This window comes from Streptococcus pantholopis (assembly GCF_001642085.1).
Lineage (GTDB): Bacteria > Bacillota > Bacilli > Lactobacillales > Streptococcaceae > Streptococcus > Streptococcus pantholopis.
Map to the genome: position 1 here is coordinate 289,352 of NZ_CP014699.1, position 18,950 is coordinate 308,301.

Genomic DNA, 18,950 nt, shown 5'->3' on the forward strand with positions numbered 1-18,950 from the left:
AAATCTGTATGTGAATTTGGAGGAAAGAATGGCTAAACATTTACTGATTGAACTTGGGCTTGAAGAAATGCCTGCCTATGTTGTCACGCCGGCAATGGAGGAACTGGGAGCAAAGCTAAAAGCTTTTTTAGAGGAAAACCGTTTGACTTTCACTAGCATAGAGACCTTTTCTACACCGCGCCGGCTGGCGGTCCGTGTTCGGGATTTGGCAGACATGCAGACGGAGCTGATCGAAGAGTTCAGGGGGCCTGCTAAACGGATTGCTCTGGATGATAAGGGACAGTTTACAAAAGCGGCTCAAGGCTTTGTCCGTGGGAAAGGCCTGACAACAGATGCGATTGAATTCCGGCCGGTGAAAGGCGAAGAATACGCTTATGTGACGAAACATGAAGCGGGTCAGCCAGCTGCAGAAGTGCTTCAGGGAGTAACTGCGGTGCTCAAAAATCTGAGTTTTCCGGTCAGTATGCACTGGGGAAGCCACACCTTTGAGTATATTCGTCCGGTACATACCTTGACGGTCCTTTTGGGAGATGAGGCTCTCGATTTGGATTTTTTGGATATTCATTCCGGCCGTGTCAGCCGCGGGCATCGCTTCTTGGGGACCCAGACAGAAATTGAAAGTCCAGACACATATGAGGATAATCTGCGTGACCAGTTTGTTATTGCTGATGCGGCTGAACGCCAGCAAAGAATTGTTGATCAAATCAGAGCACTTGAAAAAGAACATGATATTCAAGTTGAAATCGATCCGGACTTGCTCAATGAAGTGCTCAATTTGGTAGAATATCCTACTGCCTTTATGGGAAGTTTTGCGCCCAAGTACTTGGACATTCCGGAAGAAGTACTGGTTACCTCAATGAAAAACCATCAGCGCTATTTTGTAGTTCGCGATTCCCAAGGCCGTCTTCTGCCTAATTTCATTTCGGTTCGCAACGGTGACAGCCAGTCTATCGAAAATGTTATCAAGGGTAATGAAAAAGTTTTAGTCGCCCGCTTAGAAGATGGTGAATTTTTCTGGCGTGAAGACCAAAAGCTTAAGATTTCAGATTTAGTGGCTAAATTAAAGCATGTGACTTTCCACGAAAAAATTGGTTCGCTTGCAGAACATATGGAGCGTACCAAGCAGATTGCGGCTTACCTTGCTGATAAAATCGGACTGACTGCCCAAGAAACCCAGCAGCTTGAGCGTGCGGCTTCTATATATAAGTTTGATTTACTGACCGGAATGGTAGGGGAATTTGACGAACTGCAGGGAATCATGGGTGAAAAATACGCTCTTTTAGCCGGAGAAGATCAGGCAGTCGCCCAAGCTATCCGCGAGCACTATCTGCCGCTGGGGGCAGATGGAGAACTGCCGGCTTCTAAACTCGGCGCTGCCTTAGCTCTTGCCGATAAGCTGGATACCCTATGCAGTTTCTTCTCAGTTGATTTAATTCCAAGCGGTTCAAATGACCCTTACGCTTTGAGGAGGGCAGCTCAGGGGATTGTCCGCATCCTTGCAGATTTTGGCTGGAATCTGCCCCTTGATAGGTTGATTGCTGATCTCTATCAATTTAACTTTGCCAGTCTGACCTACCACAAGGAAGCAGAGGTTCTAAACTTTCTGCTTGCCCGGGTTGAAAAAATATTGGCTCCGGCCGTTCCAAAGGATATCAGAGCTGCTGTTCTCTCTGGGACAAGGCTCCTGGTTCCGCAAATGCTTGCTACTGCAGCGGCTCTAGTTCAGGCTGCGCAGACGAAAGCTTATAAATCAGCTGTTGAAAGTCTGGCTCGAGTTTTTAATCTGGCTCAAAAGGCCCATTCTTTGTCTCAAGTTGACCCGTCGTTTTTTGAAAATCAAGAAGAAGCACAGTTGTTTACTGCTGTGGTAGAGCTGCAGCTGGGAGCGGATGCAGCGGAAAATCTGGCAGAGCTCTTTGCCTTAAGTCCGCTGATTGATGCCTTTTTTGACCAGACAATGGTCATGGTCGATGACCAAGCTGTCAAAAACAATCGTCTGGCTTTGCTTACGGCTCTGACAGATAAGGCAAAGCAAGTCGCTGATTTCAGCCGGTTACTGACAAAATAAATCATTTAACCGGCTGCTGACTAAAAAACCGAAAGAAGCTGTCTCGCCCTATGTTTGCAGCATATTGGCAGCTCACTGTTTTCACCTGATTTTGTATCTTGTTGTAATTGAACACGGGCTAAGCTCTTTGCAAAAAAGACAGCCCTCCCTTGAGTCTTTAGTGACTCGGCGGTCAGGCTCCTATTTTTGCTGTGAGCTTGAACGCCCTTTGTATCTTGTGAATTGAACACGGCCTAAGAGCTGTGCAGTGAAATCATCCAGTGGATGATTTCAGCCCGAACCTAGAAAAGGGAGAGTGAGGGGGAGGGGACAGGAAATCTGTATCGTTACCTAGTTACCGCTAGCCGTAAACGACTGAAAGCTTTGTCGCCTTAACAGTCGACCGCACCTTTCTAGTCGTTCTGGCAGGGGTGCGTCTGCGAAATCAGAGATTTCGGACTTACCGCCATTTTTGCTTTGCTCTTTTAACGGCCTTTGTATCTTGTGGAGGGGTTATGGATCCTAAGAAAATTGAACGTATTAATGAATTAGCACGAAAAAAGAAGAGAGAGGGGCTGAGCGGTGCTGAAAAGGTGGAGCAGGCCCAGCTCCGTAAGGAATACATTGAAGGCTACCGCCGTTCTGTCCGCCACCATATTGAGGGGATTAAAGTTGTTGATGAGGCAGGCAATGATGTAACGCCTGAAAAACTTAAACAAATTCAGCGGGAAAAAGGTCTGCACGGTCGGAGTTTAGAGGATCCTGAGTCCTAAGAACAGTTATTGTACATTCTGAAAACTAGGAAAAAGCGGCGCATACTAGGAAGCATAAGCCAGTTTTGAGTGTAGTTGTCCTCCTTAGATATAAAATTTCTGGGAACTGGTTTTTTTCGTCACTTTTCCGTTTTTCCCCTTGCGTTTTATGTCCTAAATATCTCGATAAAGATTTGGTGTATTTCTGCTCAGACACACCAAGTCTTTTTTGTTTTCATCAGCCGTTTCTGTCGCTGTCTGAAACAAAAGATGCAGAAAACTTGTTGAAGGAAGTTGTTATATCCAAAAAATGAAAAGTATATTATAATGAAAGCGTATTCGGATACAAGTCAAAGGGAAAGGGGGAAGCTGTATGTTGTTAACGCAAAGACAAAAACAAGTTCTTGATATTTTGGAAAGTCAGAATGACTTTACCACTGCTGCTCAGCTGGCCAAAATATGCGGTGTCTCTCAGCGGACAGTTTTTTCAGATTTAGAGAAAATTGAAAAGTATATTCAGCAATCCGGGCAGTACTTTGAGAGGCGTCGGGGTGTGGGTATTGCTGTCCGCAATTTAAAAGAGCCGCTGTCTGTTAAAGAGGATGCGGTAGAGTGGGATGTTTACGATATCGTGACAAGGCGAATAGAAATTATGCGCATGCTCTTGTTTGATGAAAAAAAAGTCAGCTTTAATTCATTATCTGACCAATTTTTAGTCAGTAAGACATCAATTACGCGCGATTTTGATGTCATCATGAAGATTTTGAGCGTCAGTTCTGATATCAAACTGCAAAAAGGCAGTCACGGGACTCAGCTTGTTGGCAGCGAAAATGACATACAAAAAGCGTATCTGCAGTTTAATCGCTACATTATCAGCAATTCAGATCTTTATTTAAATGATTCTGTGCAGCAAAAAGTGTCCTGCCTGGAAAAGTACTACGGTGAAAAGGTTGTAAAGGTTGCAACCAGCATTCTTTACTCCTATGTTCGGGAAAATATTAATGCCATTTCAGATTATTATGTGCAAAATGTTTTGAGCATTTTTATCATCTTGCTTTATCGGCTCTTAAACGGCCATCACCTGCAAACAGAAGAGGAATATATTTCAGACCATCAAACATCATTTTATAGGGAAAGTGCCGTTAAACTTCTTCACAAAGCCTCTCTGCGTCTGAAATTTTCCTACAGCAATGCAGACGTCAGCTACTTATCCAACCAACTGATCTCCAATCGCTTTGAGGAAATAAATACCGATGTTGTTAATAATGACTTGGTCTCAGATATTATCGAACAAATCTCTCATGCTTTAAATGTAAATTTTGAGCAGGATCGGCAGTTGGTAAAACAGTTAGGACAGCATATTTCCGCGATGATTTACCGTCTGAAAACAAAAAATACCATTGAGAATCCCTTTACCGATCAGGTAAAAGTTGAGTTTTCAATGACTTTTAATACGATATGGCTGGTTCTCAGCAGGTACGAGGAGCAGCTTGAGATTGCTTTTAACGAAGATGAGATTGCCTTTTTAACCATTTATTTTCAAGCAGCCTTTGAGCGCATTAAGATGAATAAAAAAATCTTAATTGTTTGTGAGATGGGGATAGCTACCTCAGAATTGCTGCTCAATAGAATTAAAAATAATATCCCATCCTTTGATGCGATTGAAATTTCTTCGGTAGAAGAATTAGCGCATCTCGATTTATCTGATTTTGATTTGATTATTTCAACCGTTGATGTTGATATCGCTGCTGCAAATGTTGTCCAAGTGTCGCCTTTTTTAACAAAGAAAGACATTGAAGCTATTAAGGAGGCAGGCTATATTCCCAGCAGCACTGCTCAGGCTGCAGAAAAACCCGCCCTGACTTCTCTGAAAAAAAGACTGTCTGACCGTCTGATCTTTGTTGACACACCTTTTTCGACAAAGAAAGATGTTCTGGATAAGATTGGCCAGTATATGCTTAAGGCTGATATTGTGACGGAACCTTTTATTGAAAATCTGCATCAAAGGGAGAAAATCGGCGGTACCGATTTGCCGCAAGGAGTCGCAGTGCCCCACGGCTATCCCAAAAATGTTAATGAAACTTATGTTGTCATTGTTAAAAATCAGAAGAAGATAAAGTGGAAACGCTATTATGTTGATTTAATTTTTATTGTCTGTATTGCTGCAAAAGATACTGGAGAAGCAAGAGGTCTGCTGGCTGATATTTATCATTTAATTGATGAGCCGGAGTGTTTAAAAAAACTAAGGCTGTCTAAAACGGCTAAAGAACTATACCAAGCAGTAGGAGGTGAATAGATTGACAGAAAAACAAGATGTGATATCCAAGGATTTAATTTTTTTAGACAGTACACTGAGCGATCAAGATGCTATTATCCATTACCTTGTGGATAAAGCACAGGCTGCAAACTATATCAAGGATGCAGATGACTTCTTTATTACAGTAAAGGAGCGGGAAAAAGAAGTGCCTACTGCTATTGGCTACAGTGTTGCTATCCCCCACGGGAAGTCGGATACGGTGCTCTCGCCCTTTATTGCTTTTTTACGGCTGAAAGATGATGTCAAATGGAGCGGTCAAAATGAGGATAGCGTCCGTTTGGTCTTTTTAATCGGTGTACCGGAAAAAAGTGAAGGAAAACTGCATTTGAAATTTATCTCGGAATTGAGTAAAAAATTACTTGATGAGGCTTTCCGTCAAAAGCTGCTGAAGCAAACAACTGCAGACGCTGCCTTTGCCCAACTCAGTGCAGTCGATTTATAAATAGCCGGGCTGTCCTGAAAGCGCAAAAAACGTACGGAGCACTGATCAATGATGAGTGTAGCTGCTTCTGTGAGTCTGTTTTGCCCGCTTTCTTAACGGCCTTTGTATCTTAATGGAACTGAACACGGCCTAAACGCTGCGTAAAAAAGATAAAATTTCTAGAGTCTTAGCGACTCTTCGTCAATTTTCCTATTTTTACTTTGCGTTCTTAACGGCCTTTGTATCTTAATGGAACTGAACACGGCCTAAAATCCTAGTGAAAAAGAGACACGCCATTAGGTGCTGACTTCTCGTTTAGCTAGCCGTAGCCGTCTGAAGGCTTTGTCGTCTTAAGAGCCGACCGCACCCTTCTAGTCGTCTTGGCAGAGGTGCGTCTGCGAAATCAAAGATTTCGGACTTACCGTCATTTTCATACGGATTTTTAAACGGCCTTTGTATCTTAATGGAACTGAACACGGCCTAAACGCTGCGTAAAAAAGATAAAATTTCCTAGAGTCTTAGCGACTCTTCGTCAATTTTCCTATTTTTACTTTGCGTTCTTAACGGCCTTTGTATCTTATTTTGAGGAGGAAGAGATGAAAATTGTTGCTGTTACAGCTTGTCCGACAGGGATTGCCCATACTTATATGGCGCAGGAAGCTATTGAAAAAGAATGTCAAAAACGCGGTTATGACTATCAGGTCGAAACTCAAGGCGGTATGGGCATTGAAAATGAATTAGAGCAAGAAGTTATTGATGCAGCGGATGCTGTTATTTTGGCTATCGCGGTTGAAATTGAGGGTGAAGACCGCTTTGATGAGAAGAGAGAAGCCCAGCAGGTCTTAACTGCTGATCCAAGCGAAGTGATTAAAGATCCGGCTAGGTTTATTGATGAGGCAGAAAAGATTGTAGGTAATGCATAATGAAAAAAGAAAATAAGATTTGGAAAGACTTGCAGAAAGCCTTTAATACAGGGGTTTCTTACATGCTGCCAACTGTGGTTGTCGGCGGTATCTTTTTGGCTATTGCCTTAGGGACTGGGAATGCTGGTGATTCCGGTATGGAAATTTCCAGCCAATTTATGAAAAACCTTAATGACTTGGGAAGTGCCGGCTTTGCCATGATGATTCCGATCTTGTCCGGTTACATTGCTTATTCAATTGCCGGAAAGCCAGGTTTGGCTCCTGCAATGATTCTAGGCTATGTGGCAAACAATCCCATCGGTTCAGGACAGGTACAGACAGGCTTTTTAGGTGCAATGCTGATGGGGGTTGCCTGCGGTTATTTTGTTAAATGGTGTAAAACCTGGAAAGTGCCGCCAACCATCAGAACCATTATGCCGATTTTGATTGTTCCGGTCATTACCACTTTTATTATCGGTATGATTTACATCTATGTGATTTCAGTTCCAATTGGTCTTGCCATGGACTGGCTAGTGGATACCTTAAGCAGCATGCAGGGCGGCAGTGCGATTATTCTCGGCTTGATTATCGGAGCAATGACTGCGGTTGATATGGGCGGCCCTATCAATAAGACGGCTACAGCCTTTACTCTGGCTTTAATGGCAGAAGGGGTCTATTCCCCTAACGGTGCTCACCGTATCGCGGTTGCTATTCCGCCTTTGGCTATGGCTATATCTACTCTGATCGACCGCAAAAAATATACGGCCGAAGACCGTGATTTGGGAATTTCAGCTCTGTTTATGGGACTGATCGGAATCACTGAAGGCGCGATTCCATTTGCTATTAAGGATATCAAACGTGTTTTACCGGCTATTATTATAGGGAGTGCTGTCGGCGGTGCTTTAGGCATGGCAAATGGTGTTGAAGCGCTGGTACCGCACGGAGGTCTCATTATTCTGCCGGTCGTTAATGGTAAACTCTGGTATGTTATCGCGATGCTGATTGGGACATTAGTTTCGGTAGCTATTCTTCATTTTACTAAGCCAAATTTAGAAGAAGCAGCAAATCAAAAAGATTAAGTGATTGAGCGAAAAAGGAGGAGAGGATGACGAAGTTATCAATTAAACAAACCGTAGAAGGGTTGTTGAAATTACAGGAAACCGGAGAGAGCGCTACTATTTTGGGAATTGGCCCAATGTCAAAAAATTGCGTTCAAGCTACTCTAGAGCTATCTCAGGAAGACGATTATCCGGTTATGTTTATTGCCAGCCGCAATCAGGTTGATGCTGATGAATTGGGAGGCGGCTATGTCAATGGCTGGAACCAGTTTACCTTTGCTGCTGCAGTTGAAGAAGTGGCAAAAAGTATCAATTATGACAATTTATATTATTTATGCCGGGATCATGGCGGTCCTTGGCAGCGTGATAAGGAACGCAATGACCACCTGCCTACAGAGGAAGCTATGGAGCTTGGGAAAAAATCCTATTTGGCTGATATAGAAGCGGGCTTTGATCTGCTGATGATTGACCCGACCAAAGATCCTTTTGAGGTCGGAAAGGTTATTCCTTTGGACACGGTCTTGGAGCGGACAGTTGATTTGATCGACTTTTGTGAAAAGGAGCGCAAAAGCCGCCAGCTGCCGGAAATCGGCTACGAAGTGGGAACTGAAGAAACCAATGGAGGCCTGACGTCAACTGAAACCTATGAAACCTTCATTTTGCGCCTGCAAGAAGAATTAGGCAAACGGAATTTGCCGATGCCGACCTTTATTGTCGGGCAGACAGGAACCCTGACACGTAAAACAGAACAGGTTGGGCATTTCAATTTCAAGAATGCAGTTGATTTAGCGCAGATGGCTAAAAAGTACGGGGTCGGTCTGAAAGAGCACAATGGTGACTATCTTGATGATGTCACGCTTTTAGAACATATTCCGGCACATGTCACGGCGACTAATGTAGCTCCTCAGTACGGAACAGAAGAAACCCGAGCTTATCTGAATTTAGCAGCAGTTGAAGGCAAACTTCAGGAATATGGGCTGATTGCTGAACGCTCCAATACGCGTGAAGTGCTGCTTCTGCATGCCATAAAGAGTGAGCGCTGGAGGAAATGGATGGTGGGTGACCAAAAGGATTTGACGGTCGCACAGATTCTTGAAGCCGGCAATGAAGAACTTCAGGCTGAAATCCTTGATATCGCTGGTCACTATACCTTTAACGATGAAGCCGTTAAGGCTGAAATTGAAAAAATGTATGCTAATCTCTCTGCCCATGATATTGACGGACACCGCTATGTTATTGACCATATCAAACGTCCGATTCGTGACTACGCTGAATGCTATAACTTAAAAGGTGTTACCAGCCGGATTAAAAATTTTTTTAAATAAAAAAGAGACAGCTAATTTAAGCACCGTCAAATGCAGGGTAAGGGGTGTGATATCATAGGAGGTTATCAAGATGGCAGCACTTTTCTTTGATGTTGATGATACATTATACGACCAGCTGCAGCCTTTTCAGCAAGCTTATAATGATCACTTTACTGATCAAGAGCTGGATATTGAAAAACTGTTTATGTACAGCCGCATGTTTAGCGATCAAGTTTTCAGCTTATCAGAAAGCGGTGCCATGTCGTCAGATGATATGAAAATTTACCGGATACAAAAGGCTTTGCAGGCGTTCGGGAAAGAAATCAGCCCTAGTCAGGCTTTGGCTTTTCAAGCCAGCTATGAAAACTATCAGCAAACAATTGAACTGTCTGAGCAAATGACTGCTGTCCTTGATTTGTGCTGGGACAGGCACCATGAGTTAGGTATAATTACCAACGGCCCCTTAAAGCATCAGCAGGCTAAAATTAAACAGCTGAGACTGAGCAGGTGGATAGCTGAAAGGAACATTTGGATTTCTGCTGCTGTTAAAGCCGCCAAGCCAGAGCGAAAAATTTTTGATTTGGCTAAAAGAAATGTTAGTCAGGCAACAAATGATTATTACTATATTGGCGATCATTTTACAAATGATGTCATAGGAGCCAGTCAAGCCGGCTGGCAGGCCATCTGGCTGAACAAACGCCATCATACTGCTGAAAATAATGCAGAAAGCAAAGATCATTTTTTTCAAGTAAATAGTGAGGCCCAACTGTATCAGTTACTAAAAGACTTGCTGCCTACTCGCTAATATGAAAATAAGAACTCCCAGCTGTCTATTCAAAAGACCGCATATAAAACTGTCCCTTACAAAGGACAGTTTTATATGCGGCATTCTTGGCATTTCAGCTTATAATAAAAAGACAGCAATAAGACAGAACCTAAACACAGGGCAGATCGGCAAAGATTAATCAAATTAAATTTAGTGCTTATCCCAGTTGGCGACCTTAACCGTTATAGCAGAGGTACGTCTGTCAACTCAGAGATTTCGGACTTACCGTCAGCCGTAGCCGTCTGAAAGCTTTGTCGTCCTAGCGGCCGACCGCACCCTTCTAGCCGTCCTGGCAGTGGTGCGCAGACGAAATCACAGATTTCTGGCTTACCGTCATTTTCCTTTTGCGTTTTTCACGGTCTTTGTATCTTATTGGAACTGAACACGGCCTAAAATCCTAGTGAAAAAGAGACGCGCCATTAGGTGCTGACTTCTCGTTTAGCTAGCCGTAGCCGTCTGAAGGCTTTGTCGTCTTAAGAGCCGACCGCACCCTTCTAGTCGTCTTGGCAGAGGTGCGTCTGCGAAATCACAGATTTCGGACTTACCGTCATTTTCATACGGATTTTTAAACGGCCTTGGTATCTTATGTGAGGAGGAGAACTAATGAAATTTTTTTTGGATACAGCAAATGTAGAAGCGATTAAACAAATTAAAGCGTTAGGTGTAGCAGATGGTGTTACGACTAACCCGACAATCATTTCGCGTGAGGGACGGGATTTTGAAACAGTTATCAAAGAAATCTGTTCCATTATATCCGGTCCAGTCAGTGCTGAGGTTACCGCTTTGACTGCACCTGACATGGTATCGGAAGCCCGGGATATAGCCAAGTGGGCTGAAAATATTGTCATCAAAATTCCAATGACTGAAGAAGGTTTAAAGGCAGTCAATATTCTTTCAAAAGAGGGTATTAAAACCAATGTTACTTTGATTTTTACGGTTTCACAAGGCTTGATGGCTATGAAAGCCGGAGCTACTTTTATCAGTCCTTTTATTGGTCGGCTTGAAGATATTGGAACAGATGCTTATCAGTTGATTGCAGATCTCAGACAGATTATCGACTTTTACGGCTTTTCAACAGAGATTATTGCTGCCAGCATCAGAAACAGCACTCATGTTGAAAGAGTAGCTAAACTAGGTGCTCATATTGCTACAATACCAGATGGGCTCTTTGCAAAATTAGCCCAGCATCCTTTAACAGCAGCAGGGATTGAGACATTCCTTAAAGATTGGGAGACCTTCAAAAATAATTAACAGACAGTTTAAAGCGATAGGGTATAATATAAACTATACTTTTGGAGCTATCGTATAGTAGTGCTTTTATGCTATAATAAAGGAAATGGCATAATATGAACTGAACACGGCCTAAGCTCTTTGCAAAAAAGATAGCCTTTCCTCGCGTCTTTAATGACTCATCGGTCAGTCTCCTATTTTTGCTGTGAGCTTTTAACGGCCTTTGTATCTTAATGGAACTGAACACGGCCTAAAATCCTAGTGAAAAAGAGACGCGCCATTAGGTGCTGACTTCTCGTTTAGCTAGCCGTAGCCGTCTGAAGGCTTTGCAGTCTTTACAGCCTGCCGCACCCTTCTAGTCGTCTTGGCAGAGGTGTGTCTGCGAAATCAAAGATTTCGGACTTACCGTCATTTTCATACGGATTTTTAAACGGCCTTTGTATCTTATTTTTGAGGAGGGTTTGGATGACTTTTGATTCTATTGATAATTTAGCGGTTAATACTATTCGTACGCTCGCTATTGATGCTATTCAAGCTGCCAATTCCGGACATCCGGGGCTGCCTATGGGAGCGGCTCCGATGGCCTATGTACTATGGAATAAATTTTTACAAGTCAATCCCAAGACAGGACGCTCATGGTCTAACCGCGACCGTTTTGTTCTGTCAGCTGGCCACGGGTCTGCTTTATTGTACAGCCTGCTTCATTTAGCCGGCTATGATTTGAGCGTGGATGATTTGAAGGCTTTTCGGCAGTGGGGCTCTAAAACACCCGGGCATCCGGAAGTAACTCACACCGATGGTGTGGAAGCGACGACTGGTCCTTTAGGTCAGGGGATTGCCAATGCTGTTGGTATGGCAATGGCTGAAGCCCACTTGGCAGCTAAATTCAATAAACCGGGTTTTGCTATTGTTGACCACTATACTTATGCTCTCAGCGGTGATGGCTGTCTGATGGAAGGGGTCAGTCAGGAAGCAGCCAGTTTAGCCGGCCATCTGAAGCTTGGGAAACTCATTCTTCTGTATGATTCAAATGATATCTCACTGGATGGTCCGACTTCGAAGGCCTTTACCGAAGATGTTAAAGGCAGATTTGAGGCTTATGGCTGGCAGCATCTTCTTGTTGAAGACGGCAATGACCTAGAAGCCATTGCAGAAGCAATTGAGGCCGCGAAAGCTGAGACAGATAAACCTTCCATCATAGAAGTTAAGACGATTATCGGTTTTGGTGCCGAAAAACAAGGAACTTCGGCCGTTCATGGAGCGCCTCTCGGTTCAGAGGGTGTTGCTTATGCCAAGAAAGCTTATGGCTGGGATTATCCGGCATTTACTGTACCGCAGGAAGTGGCCAAACGTTTTGAGGCTGGTATTAAATTCCGCGGACAGGCGGCTGAAAATGCTTGGAATACGCTGTTCCATGAATATCAAAATCAGTATCCGGATTTAGCTGATCAGTATCAAGCTTCCTTCGCTAAAACGCCTCAGACTGTTGAACTTCAGGCGCATGAATTGGGCAGCAGCCTTGCCAGCCGGGTATCCAGCCAGCAGGCTATTCAGCAGATTTCAGAGCAGATTCCGGCATTTTGGGGCGGGTCCGCTGATCTTTCAGCTTCGAACAATACTATGGTTAAAGCAGAGTCTGATTTTCAGGCTGATAATTATGCCGGTCGCAATATTTGGTTTGGAGTCCGCGAATTCGCTATGGGAGCAGCAATGAACGGTATTGCTCTGCACGGCGGTAGCCGTATTTACGGCGGTACATTCTTTGTCTTCTCTAACTACCTGCTTCCGGCTGTCCGAATGGCTGCTCTGCAGCAGCTGCCAACCGTTTATGTGATGACACACGATTCGATTGCTGTGGGCGAAGATGGTCCTACCCATGAGCCTGTTGAACAGCTGGCCAGCGTTCGGTCGATGCCTAACTTAAATGTTATCCGTCCTGCTGACGGCAATGAGACCAATGCTGCTTGGCAGCAGGCACTTGCTGAAACAGATCGTCCGACCATGCTGGTTTTGACCCGTCAAAATCTTCCTGTCCTAAAAGGCACAAAAGAGCTGGCTAAAGAGGGGGTCAGCAAAGGTGCCTACATTCTTTCGGAAGCTAAGGGGGACCTTGATGGCATCATTATTGCAACAGGATCTGAGGTCAAGCTCGCATTGGATACACAGGACGTTCTGGCAGATAAAGGGATTTATGTCCGTGTTGTGTCCATGCCGGCACAAAATATCTTTGACGAACAGTCTGAAGCCTATCAAGAAGCTGTTCTGCCTAAGGCTGTTACCAAGCGTTTAGCTATTGAAGCTGGGTCAAGCTTTGGTTGGGGCAAATATGTCGGTCTCCAAGGCAAAACTTTGACAATTGACACCTGGGGGGCCTCAGCACCAGGCGGCCGTATCTTTGAAGAATACGGTTTCACAGCAGATAATGCTGCTCAACTCTATCAATCGCTCTGATTTTCACTCTTTACCAAACTTTCAACAACGTTTTCAGCAATTTTTGCTGTATGCTTTGTTGAAAGTTTTTTTGTTATGACTTCCAGCCAGTTTTTTTCGTAGAGATAAATGAAAAAAAACACCAGCTATGCTGGTGGCTAACAAGGCTTCTAGCTTCCATTTATTTTTCCATGTATAATCTAATTGTTCAGGTTAGAAAAAGGAGGAAAAATAAATGACTTATAATAAGTCAGATAAAACTGTCTGTTTCAGTGGTCAAGCCTTTATAAAACTAACAGAGAGAAAAGGCTTACAATAAAAATATGGACGGAAATCAAAATGATAAAAGAAAAAAATATTGAAAGAATAATTAGTTATTTAGCTAATAAAAATGGCTTTGTGACTGCAAAGAAACTCTCTGATAAACTGAGGCTTTCTCAAAAGACGGTCTATCGTTTAATTAAGGAAATTAATCAGAATTATAGAGAAGAGAGCCTGATTTTGTCAGAAAAAGGGAAAGGTTTCAAGTTAAATGGTGATGTCTATTTAAAGTCTCAGCACCGCAGACACTTGCTTGATGAGGAATTGCCTCCTAAAGAGCGGCAAAAACAGATTTTAGAACGCTTGTTGCTAAGTTCTCCTCAATCTCAGCTGATTTACGATTTATGCCGGGATTATTTTGTTAGTGAATATGTCATCCAAAAAGATAAAACTGAAATTCAAAAAATGCTTAAGGATTACCACTTAAGTATTATCAGCAAGAATCGGGCTCTTTATATAGACGGAGAAGAAGCTCATTTACGAAGAGCTATTGCAGATTTAGTGACAACTTTTAAAACAATTGATATTGATCATCTCAGCTATCTGAAAGATGACTATGCTATCAATTATCAGGTGGCGCTTTTTGTTTCAAAACAGTTAAAAACCATTGAAAACAATTTAGACGTTACTATTCCATACCCTTATAATGTCAATGTTTTTTCACATTTGTATATTTTGCTTGACCGTATCCAAAAAGCTGAACCTGAATCGTATTCTGAAAAAGAGCTGTTTGCACATTGTTCCAACCAAGCAGTATTAGCAGAGAGCAGGCGGGTGATTGCAGATATTGAAACATATAGCAACAGAAAGATTAGTCGAAAAGAGATTCTTTATCTTTACCAATACTTAATTTCCTCCCGTTTTCAAACACAGAGTGACAGCAAACCTGCCTTTTCCAAACGAGTGATTGAAGTGACTCACTATTATTTTAAACTTATGGGAATGACAGAGCAGGAAGAAATAAAAGAAGATTCGCTTTTATTTATTGATTTGGCCAATCACATTGCTCCTATGCTGAGAAGGCTGGACAATAAAATCCGAATCAAAAATAAAATGCTGGGACAGATTCAAACCAGCTACGCAGCGGTTTTTAATCAGCTTGTCAAAGTTTCTGATAAGGTTAGCCAAAAATATGGTTTTCCCAAGATTAATCCAGATGAGGTGGGTTTTATGACGCTTTATTTTGTCAGATTTAAGGAAATTCAGTATAAGCCTATTCCTACTTTAATCGTCTGTACCTCAGGCATTGGGACTTCAGAATTATTACGGTCAAAGATTGAACGCACTTTTTCGGATTTAAAGGTTGAAGATGTTATTTCATATGATGACCTCTACCAACTTAAAGAGAGCTATCCAGAAGCTGAACTGTTGATAACAAGCATAGCAATAGAAGAAGATTTTGGAATTGATAGTGTTTTAGTCAGTGCTATTATGACCGAAGATGATAAGCGCCGTATTAATCAGCAGATTGAAAGGATGAAATATGGGAGATAAGTTCTATGAGATTTATCTTAATCAGAATCTGCTTTCCAGAGATGATGTTTACCAATTTTTAGCTGAAAAGATTAATAAAAGAACAGGTCTGACTAAAGTAAATATTCTATCTAAGTTCCGCTTAAGGGAAAGCAAAGGAAATATCCAAATTGCAGAAAAAGTTGTTTTTCCTCATTTTATTGCTGACAAAGCTGACAATAGTTTTATGATTTTAAGGTTACAAAAGCCGATTGAAGAATGGTCTGAAACGATTTCAGATATCTCATTAATTGTTGCGATGACAGCAAAAGGCGATTTAACTTTAGCAGAAAAACAAACTTTTGCCCATTTTATTCGTCGTTTGGCATCGAAAGATTTTTTAGAAGATTTATTGACATTAAACGAAAGTAACTTAAGGACAATTCTAAATGAAGAAGAGTAAATTAAATCAAACAGCGGACTATAATGACAGTAGCTGATACAACAAGCAGGAAGCCAATAAATTAATGAAAGTGGCCTGAAAGCTTGGAAAAACAGACGTAAACTAGGAAACAGCAACGGCTTACAAGTTGCGAGTGTGGCTGCTCTGTGAGTATAGCCTGTCCTAGAGCCTAGCGGCTCTTCGTTTCAGTCTCCTATTTTTGCTGTGAGCTTTAAACGGCCTTTGTATCTTTAGTAATTGAACACGGCCTAAGCTCTTTGCAAAAAAGAGACGCAGTCGTAGGAAGCATAAGCTGACGTATGAATGTGACTGCTCTTGTGAGTATAAAACTTCCTAGAAACCGGAGTTTCTTCGTCAGTTTTCCTATTTTTGCTATGAGCTTTAAACGGCCTTTGTATCGTGTTAAAGGGAGTGATGGGATGTTATCAGAATTATTGACCCAAGATGATATACAAATCAGTCGGGAAAAACTGACATGGGAGGAGGCGATTCGTTTATCAGCTCAGCCGTTGCTGACAAAAGGAAAAATTACCGATTCTTACATTGAAGCGATGATAAATAAAGTTAAGGAATTTGGTCCATTTATCCATATAGGTGATGAAATCGCTTTGCCTCATGCTAGACCAGAAGAGGGGGTGAGAGAATTAGGTTTAGCCTTACTTTTATTGAAAAGGCCGGTGTATTTACTTGATGATCCCAGTAGGGAAATCCGTTTATTTATCTGTTTAGCAGCAAATGATAACACAGCGCATCTGCAAGCTTTATCAAACCTAACAAAAATTCTGTCTGATAAGAAAAAACTGGCAACTATTATGACGGCTGATACTGCTAAAGATATTGAAAATATAGTAAGGGAAAATTGATAATAGGCTGAAGATTTGAGGAAGGTAAGTTATATACGTCTGTACTCTAACAGCAGGACTGATGGTGCTTTAGTCGTTCTGACAGAGCTACGCTGACGGAAGATAATCAAAAATGTTTGCTTACCATCATTTTTATACGAATGATCAGCTTTACATTTTATTTTATGAGGAGGAATATTATGAAATTGGTTGCAGTGTGCCAAAGCGGTTTAGGGACCAGCTTTATGGTTGAGATGAATATTCAAAATGCACTTGAGGAACTTGGAGTTGATTTATCAGACTTTTCTGTGGATCATACAGATTCTGGCTCAGTCAGTGATGGAATGGCAGACTACTTTTTCGCAGAAAAAACACTGGTTCCTGCTTTAATGGGACTGTCAGAAGGTAAGCTTATTCCCTTAGATTCTATTATTGATGCTGATGAAATCAAAAGAAAAGTGACTGAAATACTAGATAAAAACAGAATTTCTCACAATTAGAAGTAAGAGGTAAACTATGGTAGAAAGTATTTTAAATTTATTTGTTTCTGTGGTTAGCCAGCCAGCAATACTAGTTTCTTTAATTGCACTAATCGGTTTAATTTCACAAAAAAAGACAATCTCAGAAATTATAGCAGGAACTATTAAAACTTTAGTGGGATTTCTGGTTTTAACAGGAGGGGCAGGAATTATCAGCAATTCTTTAGCTCCTTTTGCTGAAATGTTTCAAACTGCTTTAGGGACACAAGGAGTTGTCCCTAGCAATGAAGCAGTTGTCGCACTTGCTTTAGAAGAATACGGGACCTTGACCGCTTTGATTATGCTGGTTGGCATGCTTGTCAATATCCTTTTAGCACGTTTCACCCGTTTTAAGTATATCTTTTTAACTGGGCAGGCTATGCTTTACATATCTTGCATTACAGCTGTTGTTTTGCTTAGTTCTGGCTTTAAAATGAACCTGGTAACAGTTCTTCTAGGAGGCTTGTTTGAAGGAACGCTTCTGACTGTAACACCCGCTTTATGCCAGCCGTTTATGAGGGAAATTACTGGCAATGATAAAGTTGCTATGGGGCATACAGGAAATATTGGTTACGCTTTTTCGGGCTGGATTGGAAAAACATTTGGGGATAAATCAAAATCAACAGAGGATGTGGCAATCCCCAAAACTTTCGGTTTTTTACGTGATTCAACAATTTCAATCATGCTGCTAATGAGTGTTGTTTATGTCGTTCTGGCTCTGGCTTGCGGTCCTGCTTATATCGAAAATCAGCTCAGTGACGGAACAAATGCGGTTGTATTTGCTCTGATTCAAGCTGGGACATTCACTGCCGGTTTTGTGGTTGTCTTACAAGGTGTACGAATGGTGTTAGCTGAAATTGTCCCTGCTTTTCAGGGGATTGCACAAAAATGGGTTCCAAATTCTAAACCAGCACTTGATGTTCCTATTATTTTTTCATATGCCCCTAATGCTGTCTTGATTGGTTTCTTTGTTAGTTTTTTTGTAGGAACTTTGTCCATGTTTGTCATGATTGCTCTTGGTACAACGGTTATTATTCCAGGAGTTGTCGGCCATTTCTTTTGCGGTGCAGCAGCAGGGATTTACGGAAATGCCTCAGGAGGCCGCAGAGGAGCTGTTTTAGGTTCAGCATTTAATGGTTTATTGCTGAGCTGGCTTCCTTTGGCAGTCCTCCCGCTGTTAGGCAATCTGCAGATGGCCGCATCAACTTTTGCAGATACTGACTACTTGATTCCGGGCTGGTTCTTAGGACAATTAGGAAATGCAGGAGCACTAGCTCTTATTCTGGGTATTTTAGCCTTTGTTCTGCTAGTGATTATTGCCAGCTGGGTAATAACAAAAGCGAATCAAAAGAAGTTAGATTAGCAACTTACTTTTTAACAAATTGGCTATAGGCTTATTGCTTCAATGGTAGCAAAAAGAAGAATTTCAATACTGAAACTGTTTAAAATACCTCAATCAAGGGATTAGTCATTATTACCAAACTTTCAATAAACTTTTGCTGTTTATTGAAAGTTTTTGCTGTCTTCTAAGTTGCTGTTTATACTAATAGTTCCGATTAAAAAAACCATTTGGGTTTTCTCCAAACTTTTTCAATTTCAAGAGAGAGCCCCCCTTAGCAGCTTACTAAGGCAGCCTCTTTTAGGGTTCTCACAACTCATTTTTTACTTTTTTAATTTAAATAGAGTTTGTCTATAATCTGAAACCAGCAGTGCAGCTGGCCCTGGCCGTTTGAAATGGGGTCGGAATAGACAGTACCGCTCCCTGAACTGACATACTTGGAATTCTCGCCGTACTCCTCAATATGCTGGGAATAATCCTCTGGACTGCCTTGGTATTTATTATGGTAGCGGGCCTTCTCTCCCACAAAGCTGCTATAGGGGTGCTCAGCATTGAAACGCTTGATGCGCTCCAAGTCGTTGGCCTCATCGGGATAAGTGGCCCGCAGAGCATCGTTGTTTTTCTTATCCAGATAGTAGCGGAACTGGTGGGTCTGCTGCGCTCGGACATAGTCAGCACTCCCTGCCTTGGCCTTGCTGGGCAGCCCTTTGGGGTAAGCCCCTCACTAT

The 18,950-nt window shown here is 42.1% G+C and carries 16 protein-coding genes; 15 read left to right on the forward strand and 1 reads right to left on the reverse strand.

What is annotated here, in order from left to right; genetic code table 11:
* Positions 1 to 28: 28 nt before the first annotated feature.
* From glyS to A0O21_RS01455, 15 genes are all read left to right on the forward strand, one after another.
* The gene (gene glyS, locus A0O21_RS01385; RefSeq protein WP_067060322.1) at positions 29 to 2,068 is read left to right on the forward strand and encodes a glycine--tRNA ligase subunit beta; all 2,040 of its coding nucleotides are present in this window, start codon (positions 29 to 31) and stop codon (positions 2,066 to 2,068) included.
* A 494-nt stretch (positions 2,069 to 2,562) separates the two neighbouring features.
* Positions 2,563 to 2,820 carry a DUF896 family protein gene (locus A0O21_RS01390; RefSeq protein ID WP_067060324.1) on the forward strand — a complete coding sequence of 86 codons (258 nt, stop codon included), beginning with the start codon at positions 2,563 to 2,565 and terminating at the stop codon, positions 2,818 to 2,820.
* A 352-nt stretch (positions 2,821 to 3,172) separates the two neighbouring features.
* Complete coding sequence (locus A0O21_RS01395; protein ID WP_227806878.1) at positions 3,173 to 5,095, forward strand: BglG family transcription antiterminator; 1,923 nt, start codon at positions 3,173 to 3,175, stop codon at positions 5,093 to 5,095.
* Positions 5,088 to 5,558: a PTS sugar transporter subunit IIA gene (locus tag A0O21_RS01400; RefSeq protein ID WP_067060326.1), complete on the forward strand. Its 471-nt coding sequence runs from the start codon at positions 5,088 to 5,090 to the stop codon at positions 5,556 to 5,558. Before A0O21_RS01395 ends, A0O21_RS01400 begins: the two co-directional genes overlap by 8 nt.
* 575 nt (positions 5,559 to 6,133) lie before the next feature.
* Positions 6,134 to 6,460: a PTS fructose transporter subunit IIB gene (locus tag A0O21_RS01405; protein WP_067060328.1), complete on the forward strand. Its 327-nt coding sequence runs from the start codon at positions 6,134 to 6,136 to the stop codon at positions 6,458 to 6,460.
* Complete coding sequence (locus A0O21_RS01410) at positions 6,460 to 7,518, forward strand: PTS fructose transporter subunit IIC (protein ID WP_067060330.1); 1,059 nt, start codon at positions 6,460 to 6,462, stop codon at positions 7,516 to 7,518. Before A0O21_RS01405 ends, A0O21_RS01410 begins: the two co-directional genes overlap by 1 nt.
* Positions 7,519 to 7,544: 26 nt before the next feature.
* Entirely contained in the window at positions 7,545 to 8,822 is a 1,278-nt protein-coding gene (locus tag A0O21_RS01415; protein ID WP_067060332.1) for a class II D-tagatose-bisphosphate aldolase non-catalytic subunit, read from the forward strand.
* A 70-nt stretch (positions 8,823 to 8,892) separates the two neighbouring features.
* Positions 8,893 to 9,606, forward strand: a complete 714-nt coding sequence (locus A0O21_RS01420; RefSeq protein ID WP_067060334.1) for an HAD family hydrolase — start codon at positions 8,893 to 8,895, stop codon at positions 9,604 to 9,606.
* A 624-nt stretch (positions 9,607 to 10,230) separates the two neighbouring features.
* Positions 10,231 to 10,878 (forward strand): fructose-6-phosphate aldolase, encoded by a 648-nt coding sequence (gene fsa / locus A0O21_RS01425; protein ID WP_067060336.1) that lies wholly within the window; start codon positions 10,231 to 10,233, stop codon positions 10,876 to 10,878.
* 444 nt (positions 10,879 to 11,322) lie between these two features.
* Positions 11,323 to 13,308: a transketolase gene (tkt, locus tag A0O21_RS01430; RefSeq protein WP_067060338.1), complete on the forward strand. Its 1,986-nt coding sequence runs from the start codon at positions 11,323 to 11,325 to the stop codon at positions 13,306 to 13,308.
* Positions 13,309 to 13,626: 318 nt separating this feature from the next.
* Positions 13,627 to 15,102, forward strand: coding sequence for a BglG family transcription antiterminator (locus A0O21_RS01435; protein ID WP_067060340.1), 1,476 nt, complete (start codon positions 13,627 to 13,629; stop codon positions 15,100 to 15,102).
* Positions 15,092 to 15,523: a PTS sugar transporter subunit IIA gene (locus A0O21_RS01440; protein ID WP_067060342.1), complete on the forward strand. Its 432-nt coding sequence runs from the start codon at positions 15,092 to 15,094 to the stop codon at positions 15,521 to 15,523. The genes A0O21_RS01435 and A0O21_RS01440 overlap by 11 nt, the downstream gene beginning before the upstream one ends.
* Before the next feature lie 419 nt (positions 15,524 to 15,942).
* Positions 15,943 to 16,386 (forward strand): PTS sugar transporter subunit IIA, encoded by a 444-nt coding sequence (locus A0O21_RS01445; RefSeq protein WP_067065002.1) that lies wholly within the window; start codon positions 15,943 to 15,945, stop codon positions 16,384 to 16,386.
* A 179-nt stretch (positions 16,387 to 16,565) separates the two neighbouring features.
* Complete coding sequence (locus A0O21_RS01450; RefSeq protein WP_067060344.1) at positions 16,566 to 16,865, forward strand: PTS sugar transporter subunit IIB; 300 nt, start codon at positions 16,566 to 16,568, stop codon at positions 16,863 to 16,865.
* 16 nt (positions 16,866 to 16,881) lie between these two features.
* Positions 16,882 to 18,246 (forward strand): PTS ascorbate transporter subunit IIC, encoded by a 1,365-nt coding sequence (locus A0O21_RS01455; protein WP_067060346.1) that lies wholly within the window; start codon positions 16,882 to 16,884, stop codon positions 18,244 to 18,246.
* 307 nt (positions 18,247 to 18,553) lie between these two features.
* On the opposite strand, the gene A0O21_RS01460 is transcribed toward A0O21_RS01455, so the two are convergent.
* Positions 18,554 to 18,796 carry a hypothetical protein gene (locus A0O21_RS01460; protein WP_067060347.1) on the reverse strand — a complete coding sequence of 81 codons (243 nt, stop codon included), beginning with the start codon at positions 18,794 to 18,796 and terminating at the stop codon, positions 18,554 to 18,556.
* Positions 18,797 to 18,950: the final 154 nt, after the last annotated feature.